The sequence below is a fragment of the Salinimicrobium terrae DSM 17865 genome (assembly GCF_000424665.1).
GTDB classification, from domain to species: Bacteria; Bacteroidota; Bacteroidia; order Flavobacteriales; family Flavobacteriaceae; genus Salinimicrobium; species Salinimicrobium terrae.
In genome coordinates this window covers 114816-127399 of sequence record NZ_AUKI01000016.1, presented here as the reverse complement: position 1 = coordinate 127399, position 12584 = coordinate 114816, and the positions used below count along the sequence as shown (strand labels likewise).

Here is a 12584-nt window from a genome sequence, read left to right as displayed (position 1 = left end):
GGAAAAACTACAGAAAAAAATCCCCTTTTTCAAAGGCAGTTCCAATGACGATCATATCGGCACCGGCTTCATAGGCTGCTTCAAATTGGCTCCGGGATCTTATTCCGCCGCCAACGATTACAGGAATTTGTACGGCTCGTTTTACTTCGGAAATAATTGAGGGAGCAACCGGGATTTCCGCTCCGCTGCCGGCTTCAAGATAAATTAATTGCTTTCCGGAATATTTCCCGGCCAGGGCAGTATCTACTATTAGCTGCACATCCTCCTGCCGAAGGGGCTTAGTGCCACTCGCCCGTTGTACGGCACATTCTTTTCCGCCATCAATAAGAAGGTAGGCTGTGGGAATAATTTCGAGCCTCGTTTTCCGAATAAACGATACAGACCGTACCTGCTGTTCAATGAGATAATCGGGATTTCTTCCCGAGAGGAGGCTAAGGAAAAGTAAAGCATCGGCTTTGGTTGAAATTTGCCGGTGATCCCCGGGAAATAAAACTATAGGAAGTCCTGTATTTGCTTTAATGGCTTCTGTGCAATTCTCCAGTGCTTCAGAAGTTACTGTGCTGCCACCTATAAAAATATGGGTAGTCAAAAAGGGGATTTTCTGAAGAAATTTTTGCGCACTGGCTGGATCAAATTTTTCAGGATCTATAAGGACGGCCAGGAGTTTTTGTCCGGCTTTTTCAGCAGTAATGATTCCGTGGAGAATGTGAGGCATTAATTGACTTTTCGGAAGGCATAAACACAGGTAAAGCCCTCAAATTCAAGAAAATCAAAGTCGTACCAGCTTGTCTCGCCGTTAAAAGTAACTTTTCCGGTGGTTTCGTAATCATCGAAATCAAAATCGGTAATATTGATGTGCTGCAAAAAGCTCACTTTTGGCTGTGCGTACAGTTTATAAACAGCTTCCTTTGCTCCCCACACAATTGTGAGTTTCCTGATCAATGCATCGGTATTGGCAAGAGTTCTGTATTCTTCAAGGGGAGTGAATTTCTGGGCGATCAAAAGGATCTTTTCACGTTGCTTTTCTATGTCAATCCCCACCTCACGGTCACTCACGATAATACCCGAAAAGCCAAATGAGTGAGTGATAGAAATATACTTCCCATCCCGTAGATGTGGTTTTCCTTCCTCATCGTAATATAAGTCGCTGTCTTTATAACCTTCTTGGGCAAGCAAGTGCCGCACACTCATAAAACCCCGACGGTGAAGCTCACTTTTCATACCCTCTACTCTTTTTCTGCATAAAGGTGTGAGTTCCATTCCTTTACTTAACGCTTCCAGCGGCTCTTCGATCTTCCAAATGAGCACATTAGTGGCAGGATTTATTGTTATTCTTTTGTAAAGGGGCATACTTAACTCTTAGATATTCTGTACTTTTGCACTTTGAAAAATGTTTAATCAAATATAATAATATGTCGACGAAAACAGTACCTTATACCAAGTATAAAGTGAAAGATATTTCCCTGGCAGAATGGGGAAGAAAAGAGATAGAACTGGCAGAAGCCGAAATGCCGGGGCTTATGTCCCTGCGCGAAGAGTATGGAAACGAGCAGCCTTTAAAAGGTGCACGCATTGCCGGGTGTCTTCACATGACCATTCAAACCGCTGTTCTAATTGAAACTCTTGTAGCACTTGGTGCCGAAGTTACCTGGAGCTCATGCAATATATTTTCTACCCAGGATCAGGCTGCCGCTGCAATTGCCGATGCCGGTATTCCGGTATATGCATGGAAGGGAATGAATGAAGAAGAATTTAACTGGTGTATCGAGCAAACGCTTTTCTTCGGAGAAGATCGTAAACCACTTAACATGATCCTCGACGATGGGGGTGATCTAACCAACATGGTCCTGGATAAATATCCGCAACTTGCTGAGGGGATAAGAGGTCTTTCTGAAGAGACCACAACAGGTGTTCACAGGTTATATGAGCGCATGAAAAACGGAACTCTTCCTATGCCTGCAATCAATGTAAACGACTCGGTTACGAAATCGAAATTTGACAACAAATATGGATGTAGAGAAAGTGCTGTAGATGCAATTCGTCGTGCTACAGATGTTATGCTGGCAGGTAAAAGAGTTGTGGTTTGTGGCTACGGAGACGTAGGAAAAGGCACCGCCGCTTCTTTTAGAGGTGCAGGTTCTATTGTTACCATTACAGAGATCGATCCAATTTGTGCCTTACAGGCTGCAATGGACGGTTTTGAAGTGAAGAAACTGGAAACCGTACTTCCAAAAGCAGATATTGTGATCACTACTACAGGAAATAAAGACATTGTTCGTGCTGAGCATTTCAAGGCGATGAAAGATAAAACTATTGTCGCCAACATCGGGCACTTCGATAACGAGATCCAGGTTGCATGGTTAAACGAAAACTATGGAAATACAAAATCTGAGATCAAGCCACAGGTTGACAAATATACCATCGATGGGAAAGATATTATTCTTCTTGCTGAAGGTCGATTGGTGAACCTTGGATGCGCCACAGGACACCCGAGTTTTGTAATGAGTAATTCATTTACAAACCAAACCCTGGCTCAAATTGAGCTTTGGAGAAACAACGGAGAATATGAGAATAAAGTTTATATGCTTCCGAAGCATTTGGATGAAAAAGTAGCCGCATTACATCTTGAAAAAATTGGTGTGGAATTGACAGAGCTTTCTGAAGAACAAGCTAATTACATTGGCGTAACTGTAGAAGGTCCGTTTAAACCGGAGTACTATAGATATTAGATTTTAAATTTGAGATTTAATCTTAAATTCTTATTCATAAATACCCTTCAAAAAAGACATTTTTGAAGGGTATTTGTTTTAGGAGAATCCACGGGCTTTTAAAATAGCAACGGCCTGCTCTTGTTGATCTTCGGGAACCGGGACGCTCATGTCTTCGCTACCGTTCCCGTCATGCAAGAGGCGCTGTTTGTAAAGACATCGGGTGTAAAAAACGGTATATCACTCTCATCGAATAAATTCCGAATGATGGAAACTTCAGTAGAGCTAGTGGAATTATAAAGTAGTGACAAATTCATATATAAGAATTTGACTCTTTTTATTCAGATTAACAGGTGTTATGAAGTGGGGCAATTTCTTTAAATCATATAGAACAGAAAAGGTCTTATTAAGACATTAACATATTAATCAGGAAAGCTGCCACGACAAGACATATAATGGCAACAATAAACCACAGCCAAAATTTAGATCTGGATACCGAGCTTTCCAGGGGATCAGGATCCTGCAAAAAGCCGTTTTCCTTCAATAATCCTTCGGCCCTTACCACATCATTTTCATGTACCTGCACCCTCGCTCCTATTGGGAAATTACTGTTAGTTGATTCGTCGAGAATCCTACACCTCACATTATTCTGCTCAAAGATATTTTTAAGCAGAGCTATTTGATTTTGTTCTGAGGTTTCGTAGACAGTTGTATAAGCCATTTTTAATATTTAATGTTTAAGTTTAGAAAAACTACTAATCCACATTCATAAACATGAGAATCACCATAGCCACTACAATTATAATAAACGCAGCCAAAAAGATGAAGATCCATTTCTTACCCGTCATTCGCCTGTGAACAGGGGCATGAGCCTGACTCGCTGCTAGAAAACCCGTTTGATCCAGCAACTCCCTGGCCTTAGTTTTATCTCTTTCCACAACCTGGATTCTTTTCACCTCCCCTATCTCGTCTGTATCGTCCAGCCGGTAATTTATTCCTTCTTCACTGTAGACCCTCTTTAGGACAGCAACTTCATTGTCGTCCTTTGTTGAATATATTGTGATGTAATCCATTTCCCGGGAATAATGATTTCAATAAAGATAAAAAAACCCTTCTGAAAAAATCAGAAGGGTTTAATATATTCTTAAAAAGAAACAATACTATGCCTGAAACGGTTCTATAGAAACGTAAGACTTGTTATCTTTCTTTTTGGTAAATTTTACAATACCATCTACTCTGGCATGTAAAGTATGATCTTTTCCTGCATATACATTCTCGCCTGGATTGTGAGCAGTACCTCTTTGTCTAACGATGATGTTCCCAGCAATGGCAGCCTGTCCTCCAAAGATCTTCACACCTAAGCGTTTCGATTCAGATTCCCTACCGTTCTTGGAACTACCAACTCCTTTTTTGTGAGCCATTTTATTTTACTTTTTACTGTTAAACTTTTAGCTTAAAGCAGCTATCAATTCGGCTTTTTTCATTGAAGAATATCCTTCAATCCCTTTTTCTTTAGCCATTTCTCTTAATTCAACAACTGAATTGTTATTAAGGTCATTGTCAGAAGCTTCCTCTTTATTAGATTTTGACTCCTCTTTTTTAGCTGAAGTGGCTTTCTTACCGTTTACTGAAATTCCTTCAATAGAAATTTCGGTTAAAGATTGACGGTGACCATTTTTAACACGGTAACCTTTTCTTCTTTTCTTTTTGAAGACAATTACTTTGTCTCCTTTCAGGTGCCTGGTGATCTTTGCATCAACCAATGCTCCTTCTATAGCTGGGGCGCCAAGGGTAATATTGTCACCATCACCTGTTAGAAGAATTTTATCGAAAGAAACACTGTCTCCTTCTTCTCCTGCAAGCCTGTGCACAAATACCTTCTGGTCTTTTGCAACTTTAAATTGCTGCCCTGCTATCTCTACAATTGCGTACATAGCGTATTTAATTAAGGGTTTATGTTCTCGCCAAGAATTTTTTCAAGGCGGGTGCAAATATACTCCTAATTAATTAATTTGCAAAGGCTTTATTTAATATGTATGCTTTTGTCCTTCAGAGGTATTCCAGCTTGGTTTATATAGCTGCATTATGGCAAGGGTAACTACAAGAGAAGTCGCAAAACCCATAAGGGCAACAGTGAATACGAGCATCCCAATGTTTACAAACCAATCGGTTTCCCACATAGTTATTAACTCTTCTGAAAAATTTGGATTAAGTTCACTGGTGTATATGGCAAAAAAAGCGGTAAAAATAATAGTAGCTAAAAATCCGGCGGTTAAACCTGCCATAAAACCTTTTTGATATTTAAATTTTCCAGATTTTTTATCACGGTACTTTTTAATGGCAAGAAATATTCCCCCTCCCGTTATGACCATGTTGAAGACGCTGTAAACCGGATTCTCGTGTAAGTCAAAAAGAGACAGTAACAAGAAGTAGGCAATTAACGCAATGGCAATATAAATTCCATATATTAATGGAACAGATGATCTTTTCATGGAGTTGGTTTTTTTATGATTTTTTATAAATTTCCAAAAAATAAGAGGAAATATACCTTAACAGCTTGTTAATTTAGATTTTTGAATATCTTCAAATCTATTATAAAATCCTGAATCTTTGTAACAAATCCCGTCTTATTCATACTTATCGAACGCATTTAATAATAAACCACAATATAATGATCAACAAACTTAAATTAGCTGCCTTTGGCCTGTTCCTGGGAGTAACGGGAACAGCTCAGGAAGTTGAATTTGTCGAATACACGCTCGATAACGGCCTTGATGTAATACTTCATCAAGATAATTCAGCACCGGTGGTAACCACTGCTGTTATGTATGATGTAGGTGGCAAGGACCGAATTAATAACAAAACTGGTTTTGCCCATTTCTTTGAACACCTTCTCTTTGAAGGCACAGAAAACATAGGCGAGGGAGAATGGTTCAAAATGGTTTCTTCTCACGGGGGAACAAACAATGCCAACACCTCTAATGACCGCACTTATTACTACGAGATTTTCCCCTCGAATAACCTGGAATTAGGTCTATGGATGGAGTCAGAAAGGATGCTACACCCGGTGATTAAACAATCTGGAGTAGATACTCAAAACGAAGTAGTTAAAGAAGAAAAGAGAGTAAGTTATGATAATCGGCCTTATGGGAATTGGGTAAACGAAATTTCTTCCCATGTTTTCCAGGCACATCCTTACAAAGACCCAAACATAGGCTACATGGATGACCTGGACGCTGCAACTCTTGATGAATTCAAAGAGTTTTTCGATATATACTACAAGCCAAATAACGCCACTCTCGTCGTGGCAGGTGATATTGACGTTGAGGAGACAAAAAAATTAATAAAAGCATATTTTGGACCTATTCCGGCAGGAGAAGAAGTTGTTAGAAACTTTCCAGAAGAAGAACCTATTTCTGAAACAATCGAAGCTAAGGCTTATGACCCAAATATCCAAATCCCGGCAGTAATGTTGGGCTACAGAACTCCGGGAATGACCGAGAGAGATGCATTTGTACTCGACATGGTATCCTCGGTACTTTCTGATGGTAAATCTTCCCGTTTGTACAAAAAACTGGTAGATGATCAAAAGCAGGCGCTTGAGGTAGGCGCTTTAAATATAACACAAAAAGATTATGGCCAATACGTACTACTTGCTCTTCCACTAGGTGAAACTTCCCTTGATACTCTTGTGGGGGAAATCGATGAAGAGATCGTAAAGTTACAAACCGAACTTATAAGCCAGAGAGAATACGAAAAGCTTCAGAATAAATTCGAGAACAGGTATGTAAATTCAAACAGCAGTGTGGCAGGAATTGCTCATTCTTTAGCAACTTACCAGATGCTATATGAAGATGTAGATCTTATTAATGAGGAGATCGATATTTACCGTTCGATTACAAGAGAAGAGATTAGAGATGTTGCAAAAAAATATCTTAGTCCTAATCAACGTGTCGAGTTAGAGTACCTTCCAAAGAAAGATTCTGAATAACAAATATAAAAATGGATAAAATGAAGAATAAAATATTTGCATTAGCAGTCTTATTCCTTACTACGACGGGAATTCAGGCTCAAATTGATCGCAGTACTCCTCCAGAGGCGGGACCTGCACCCGAGATCAATCTTGAAAAACCAGAAACTTTTACCCTCGACAATGGACTAAAGGTTTTAGTAGTTGAAAATCATAAATTGCCCCGGGTGGCTATGATCCTTACCATGGACAACCCTCCACATTCTGAAGGAGAAAATGCCGGAGTATCATCTCTCACGGCCTCCATGCTTGGAGAAGGAACTAAGGACATCCCAAAGGAAAAATACAACGAAGAGGTCGATTATTTAGGAGCCACCTTAGGCTTTAATTCCCGCGGAGCATCAGCAAATACTCTTTCAAAGTATTTTCCGAGAGTACTGGAGCTAATGGCTGAAGGAGCTCTTAACCCTGATCTTAACCAAAAGCAATTTGAAATTGAGAAAGAGCGAACGCTTGAGAGTATGATAGTCGATGAGAAAAATGTAGCTTCAAATGCACGCAGAGTAAGTTCTGCGCTTACTTATGGAAAGAATCACCCATACGGGGAATTCCCAACAAAAGAAAGTGTAGAGGAGTTAACGCTGGAAGATGTCCAACAATATTACGAGAACTATTTTGTACCTCAGAACGCATATTTGGTGGTAATTGGAGACGTAGAGCCTTCTGAAGCAAAAAAATTGATTGAGAAGAACTTCAGTTCCTGGGAGAAAAATGAGCTACCTGCAATCGATCTTCCGGAAGTAAAGAATCTTAATCAAACCGAGGTGAATTTTGTAGATTTTCAAAACGCGGTACAGAGTGAGATACAGGTTACCAACACCATCCAACTTAAAAAAGGAGATCCCGATTATTTTCCTGTACTTATAGCTAACAAGATCCTTGGTGGAGGTGGTGAAGCAAGATTGTTCCTTAACCTGCGTGAGGACAAGGGATATACTTATGGCGCATATTCAAGCACAAGAGACGACAAATATATTGGTCGTTTTGTAGCGAGTGCCAGTGTACGTAATGCTGTAACAGATTCCGCCGTAGTTGCCTTTTTGGATGAATTGCACAGGATAAGAAACGAAAAGGTTTCAAGCGAAGAGTTGGAAAATGCAAAAGCCAAATACACAGGTGACTTTGTACTGGCCCTTGAACGCCCAACTACTATCGCCGAGTACGCTCTAAACATCGAAACCGATGAGCTTTCAGAAGATTTCTACCAGACTTATCTTAAAAAGATCAATGCAGTAACTGCAGAGGATATTCAGAGAGTAGCCCAAAAGTATTACCTGGCAGACAATGCACGTATTATTGTGGTTGGTAAAGGTAGCGAGGTGGCCGAAAATCTAGAGAAGCTTACCTACAATGGAAAAGACATCCCTGTAAAGTACTTCGATAAATATGCAAACGCTATTGAAAAGCCGAACTATAATCAAAAAGTAGATCCGTCGGTAACGGTTTCCACAGTATTTAATGACTACATACAAGCTATTGGAGGAAAAGATGCTGTAGAAGATGTAGAATCCGTCTATATGATCGCACAAGCCGAAATGCAAGGTCAAAAAATGGATCTGGAGACCAAAGTGACCTCAACCGGGAAATCTTCGACCGTGGTATCTATGGCCGGAAATGTAATACAGAAACAGGTCTTTAATGGGGTAACAGGTTTTGTTGCTGCACAGGGACAAAAACTTCCTTTTACCGAAGAGCAGGTGATCGCTGCTAAGGCAGAAGCTCATCCTTTTCCTGAATTAATTGTTGAAAATGCGACTCTGCAGGGTATTGAAGATGTAGAAGGAGAAAAAGCTTATGCTGTAAAAATGGATGAGAATACCACCAACTACTACAGTAAAGATAGCGGACTGAAGGTTATGCAGGTAAAAATTATGAAGCAGGGGCCACAAACGATGACCATTCCTATTATTTACAGTGACTATCAGGAAGTAGAAGGAGTAAAATTCCCGTTCGGGATATCTCAGAGTATGGGTCCAATGACTCTAGATTTTCAAGTAAGCGACGTCATACTTAATAAGGAAGTGACAGATGCTGACTTTGAGTAAAATTATAATTCTATTCAACAAAAAAACCGGTGCTACAATGCACCGGTTTTTTTATATCCAATTCAATTATTAATAATTTTCACCTTCCAAAAAAGGTAATTAGATTAACAATTCTTTAAATTAAATGATTCACAGCTGCTTATATAAATAAGGGGACTTGCGGTTGAGACACAGCCACTTCTGTCTTATTTTTCTCAACTGGAACTTCTACTTCTTTCTGAAGATCAGCAAGTTCCGCGGCAGCAAATTGCCATGCAACTAGTAAGGAGAATCCGACAAACAACGAGAAACTAAAAAATATTTTCTTTTTCATTATATAGGGCTTTCAGGTTCAACAGCATTGTGAAGTTAATAAATAGTTAAAAATATACCAAAAGTATTCTACTTATTTTTTTTCCTGCTATTAACAATGAGGACACCAATAATTATAACTACACCTGAAAGCAACTGAATGGAGGTGAATTTCTCACCGTCCAAAACTCCCCAGCCCAATGCTACAATTGGAACGAGATAAGTTACCGAGGTTGAAAACACAGGATCTGAAATCTGAATTAACTTATTGAAAAAAATAAGTGCAGCCCCTGTGCCTATCACTCCTAATATCCCAATGTAAAAGAGACTCAGCGACACATTTGGGGCAGAGAGAACTTCGGTTGAAAAAAATCCTGTAGTTGCGAGAACAATAAGGGCGGGTATAACGATCACCATGAAATTTCCAGTGGTTATCGCCAGGGCCGGCAGAGTTTGAAGATGTTTTTTAATTACATTCGCATTAAATCCATAGAACAGGGAAGCTAAAATGACCAGGAGGGAATACCAGTAATTCTGGTCTGGATTAACGGTGGCACCACTCCAGATTAAAGCTGTTGTTCCGGCAAGCCCCACCATTACACCCACAAATTTCTTTTTTACAAAACCAGCTTCAAAAAGTGCTATTCCCACCAACATGGAGAGCAGAGGTGTGGTTGAATTTAATATTGAGGCTACAGCACTGTCAATTTCTGTTTCAGCAAAGGAGAAAAGATACGCAGGAAAAAATGTTCCGAAGAACCCCGAAAAAGTAATCCACATCCACTGCTTTCCCTTAATATGTCTTAAGGACTTAAGACCAATAATTGCCAGAAATAGTGCAGCAAATATTGTACGCAGAGAACCCACCTGCAAGGCAGTAAGACCAACAAGGCCTTTTTTTATCAGAATGAAAGAGCTGCCCCACACCACAGCTAGTAGGCAAAGATAAATCCACTTTAAAGTACTATTAGGCATTTCCGGGCTTTAGGCCCGCAAAAATAAAGGAATAAACTAAATTTTATTAATCCTGAAGTTCTTTCTTCCACTGCACCGTCTCCATAAGATGCTTAATATCTTCTTTAAGGTAAGCCGCAGCAGGTAAAATTGAATCAAAATTGGGCTGGGCCTGAAAATATACAGATCCTGTTAAAAAGTGGCTGGTACTATCGGTGAGGTAAAACTGCGCCTGGGATGCCGCATTTCCTTCCACCTGATAAAACATGCCGTACGCACGGTTAAATTCGTTAGTATATATTGAACCCTCTATCGCATCGGCCTTGATAGTATGCTGTAAAGGCAGTTTTTGAGCATCAGTAAGAAGCGAATCCAGATTGTTACGCACCGGCTGATATGTTATGAAGATCGTACCCTTTAGCTCAGGGTACTCAAGATTGATCCAACATTCATTACCTGCTCTTGAAGGCTCTACTTCAGCCTCAATATTTTTTTCGAATTGGTAAGGACAATCCTCTTTTGAAAAGCTGGAATAAAGAGCCTCGGGATATTCCAGAGCAAGGTATGCACCTGGTTTTGGCTGCACTTCATCTTCACATGAAATCAGCCCCGCCAGGAAAATTAATACAATTAACTTTTTCATACCTGTGTAATACTTACCTTTATTTGTTTAATTCTTTTTTTATCTACGGCTTCAATTGTAAAACTGTAACTATCAAATAGAATTATTTCGTTCTTGCGGGGAAAATTTCCCGAGATTTCCAAAAGAAAACCAGCAAGGGTTTCGGCTTCTCCTTTATTCTCTTCAAACAACTCTGGATTCTCCAGCTTTATTACCCGATAAAAATCTTTCAAGGGAGTCTTGCCTTCAAAAACATAATTATTCTCATCTAATTTTGAAAAGATTAGATCCTCATCATCAAATTCATCACTTATGTCTCCAACTATTTCTTCAATTATATCTTCAAGGGAAATAAGACCGCTTGTGCCACCATATTCATCTACTACAATGGCCAGGTGATTCTTTTTGTTCTTGAAATCATTAAGAAGGTCGTCCAGTTTTTTATTTTCGGGCACAAAATAAGGCTCTCTTAAAAGAGAGGTCCATTCATAATCCTCTTCCTCCAGAAACGGCAGCAAATCTTTTACATAAAGAATTCCCGTAACATTATCTATGTTGTCTTTATAAACGGGAATTCGGGAATAACCATTAGCAATGACTTCTGAAATTATCTCATTATACAATTGGTTTTCATTTAGTGCAAATATATCCATCCTGGGTCGCATTACCTGTTTGGTATCTGTATTACCAAAGGAAACTATTCCTTTAAGGATCTTGTGTTCTTCTTTTGTTGTATCATGCTGGCTCGTCAATTCTAGCGCCTGCGACAGTTGATCTACACTTAGACCCGGTCGTTGATTACCCAATCGTTCATGAATTTTTATAGTTACGGCCCTCATGGGAATACTCAGGGGAGAAAACAATTTATCGAGTACTTTGAGAGGATAAGCCATGAAATGGGAAAAAATTACTTTATTCCTGCTGGCGTAAACTTTGGGCAGGATCTCTCCAAAAAGAAGAATTAAAAATGTCACTACGACCACCTCAAGGAGAAATTGCAGGTCAACACCCATCACTACCGTATTTAAATTGGCAAAAGCCTCGTCGGTAAGGTTATCAAACAACAGGATTATCGCAATATTGATCATATTATTGGCAACCAATATGGTAGCCAATAACTTTTTAGGTTTATCGAGTAGATTTATTACGATCTGCTCTTTAGCAGTTCTTTTGGCTTCCTCGGGTTCAAAATCGGAAGGAGTGAGGGAAAATAGGGCTACCTCGGCACCCGAGATGAGGGCGGAGGACATAAGTAAAAGTAAGGCTACAACAACACCAAAGAATTGTGAGAGATTGTCGACAAAAAGTGGAATATAACTGGCAGGATCAGGATCCAAATTTTATTTTTTTAATTAAACTTAGAACGGCAGGTCATCATCCTCCTCCTGCGTTAAGCTTTGGGATTGATTCGACGCCGTATTTTGACGAGGCTGATTTTGAGACTGATTCTGATTTGGTCTCTGAGATTGCTGCTGACCCGAAGAAGTTCCTGATTGCTCTCCTGAACTACCGGAATCTTTAGGTGTCAAAAATGTGAAATCTGTGCAGTGAATTTCTGTAGAATATCTTTCATTTCCCTTATCATCCTGCCATTTCCGGGTTTTAATACGACCTTCTATATATACTTTATCTCCTTTTTTAAGATACTTTTCACAAATCTCCGCGGCTTTATTTCGCACCACAACATTATGCCATTCGGTATTAGTTACGCGTTCTCCACTCGTTTTGTTCGTGTAGACTTCGTTGGTAGCCAATGGAAAACGACCTAAAGATCCTCCTCCTTCAAAATAATGCATTTTCACATCATCTCCCGTGTGGCCTATTAGCATTACTTTATTTAAGGTTCCGGTCATGATAAAATATTTTAATTACTTTTTTAAAATTAAGGAAAAAAAGCTCTGCAAGAACCTTCCAAAAATGTGGTTTTTAAAAAG

Annotated in this window: 15 protein-coding genes; 3 read left to right on the top strand and 12 right to left on the bottom strand. The window is 39.5% G+C overall.

Translation table 11 applies throughout. From position 1 onward, the window contains the following. Positions 1–7: 7 nt before the first annotated feature. Positions 8–715, bottom strand: a complete 708-nt coding sequence (locus H148_RS0105995; RefSeq protein ID WP_029034001.1) for a phosphoglycerol geranylgeranyltransferase — start codon at positions 713–715, stop codon at positions 8–10. Continuing rightward, complete coding sequence (locus tag H148_RS0105990) at positions 715–1350, bottom strand: 4'-phosphopantetheinyl transferase family protein (RefSeq protein ID WP_029034000.1); 636 nt, start codon at positions 1348–1350, stop codon at positions 715–717. The genes H148_RS0105995 and H148_RS0105990 overlap by 1 nt, the downstream gene beginning before the upstream one ends. Positions 1351–1412: 62 nt before the next feature. On the opposite strand from H148_RS0105990, the gene ahcY reads away from it, so the two are divergent. Then, positions 1413–2729, top strand: a complete 1317-nt coding sequence (gene ahcY, locus H148_RS0105985) for an adenosylhomocysteinase (RefSeq protein WP_029033999.1) — start codon at positions 1413–1415, stop codon at positions 2727–2729. 385 nt (positions 2730–3114) lie between these two features. On the opposite strand, the gene H148_RS0105980 is transcribed toward ahcY, so the two are convergent. From H148_RS0105980 to H148_RS0105960, 5 genes are all read right to left on the bottom strand, one after another. Beyond that, complete coding sequence (locus H148_RS0105980) at positions 3115–3429, bottom strand: putative signal transducing protein (protein ID WP_029033998.1); 315 nt, start codon at positions 3427–3429, stop codon at positions 3115–3117. A 34-nt stretch (positions 3430–3463) separates the two neighbouring features. Further along, positions 3464–3781: a hypothetical protein gene (locus H148_RS0105975; RefSeq protein WP_029033997.1), complete on the bottom strand. Its 318-nt coding sequence runs from the start codon at positions 3779–3781 to the stop codon at positions 3464–3466. Positions 3782–3868: 87 nt separating this feature from the next. Beyond that, positions 3869–4129 (bottom strand): 50S ribosomal protein L27, encoded by a 261-nt coding sequence (gene rpmA, locus H148_RS0105970; RefSeq protein WP_029033996.1) that lies wholly within the window; start codon positions 4127–4129, stop codon positions 3869–3871. Positions 4130–4156: 27 nt separating this feature from the next. Then, a complete protein-coding gene (rplU, locus tag H148_RS0105965; protein WP_029033995.1) occupies positions 4157–4642 on the bottom strand; it encodes a 50S ribosomal protein L21 in 486 nt (161 codons plus the stop codon). A gap of 93 nt (positions 4643–4735) precedes the next feature. Continuing rightward, a complete protein-coding gene (locus H148_RS0105960; RefSeq protein ID WP_029033994.1) occupies positions 4736–5200 on the bottom strand; it encodes a DUF4199 domain-containing protein in 465 nt (154 codons plus the stop codon). Positions 5201–5379: 179 nt separating this feature from the next. Between H148_RS0105960 and H148_RS0105955 the strand changes: the two genes are divergently transcribed. Together H148_RS0105955 and H148_RS0105950 are read left to right on the top strand one after the other, a co-directional pair. Next, positions 5380–6699, top strand: a complete 1320-nt coding sequence (locus H148_RS0105955; protein WP_029033993.1) for a M16 family metallopeptidase — start codon at positions 5380–5382, stop codon at positions 6697–6699. A 20-nt stretch (positions 6700–6719) separates the two neighbouring features. After that, complete coding sequence (locus H148_RS0105950; protein ID WP_029033992.1) at positions 6720–8783, top strand: M16 family metallopeptidase; 2064 nt, start codon at positions 6720–6722, stop codon at positions 8781–8783. A gap of 139 nt (positions 8784–8922) precedes the next feature. On the opposite strand, the gene H148_RS18585 is transcribed toward H148_RS0105950, so the two are convergent. The 5 genes from H148_RS18585 to H148_RS0105925 form a co-directional block, all read right to left on the bottom strand. After that, complete coding sequence (locus H148_RS18585) at positions 8923–9096, bottom strand: hypothetical protein (protein WP_156877209.1); 174 nt, start codon at positions 9094–9096, stop codon at positions 8923–8925. 68 nt (positions 9097–9164) lie between these two features. Further along, complete coding sequence (locus tag H148_RS0105940) at positions 9165–10049, bottom strand: DMT family transporter (RefSeq protein WP_029033991.1); 885 nt, start codon at positions 10047–10049, stop codon at positions 9165–9167. A 46-nt stretch (positions 10050–10095) separates the two neighbouring features. Beyond that, on the bottom strand, positions 10096–10671 hold the full coding sequence (gene gldD, locus H148_RS0105935; RefSeq protein WP_029033990.1) for a gliding motility lipoprotein GldD: 576 nt from the start codon (positions 10669–10671) through the stop codon (positions 10096–10098). Continuing rightward, on the bottom strand, positions 10668–11987 hold the full coding sequence (locus H148_RS0105930) for a gliding motility-associated protein GldE (RefSeq protein WP_029033989.1): 1320 nt from the start codon (positions 11985–11987) through the stop codon (positions 10668–10670). The genes gldD and H148_RS0105930 overlap by 4 nt, the downstream gene beginning before the upstream one ends. Before the next feature lie 21 nt (positions 11988–12008). Continuing rightward, a complete protein-coding gene (locus tag H148_RS0105925; RefSeq protein WP_029033988.1) occupies positions 12009–12503 on the bottom strand; it encodes a single-stranded DNA-binding protein in 495 nt (164 codons plus the stop codon). Positions 12504–12584: the final 81 nt, after the last annotated feature.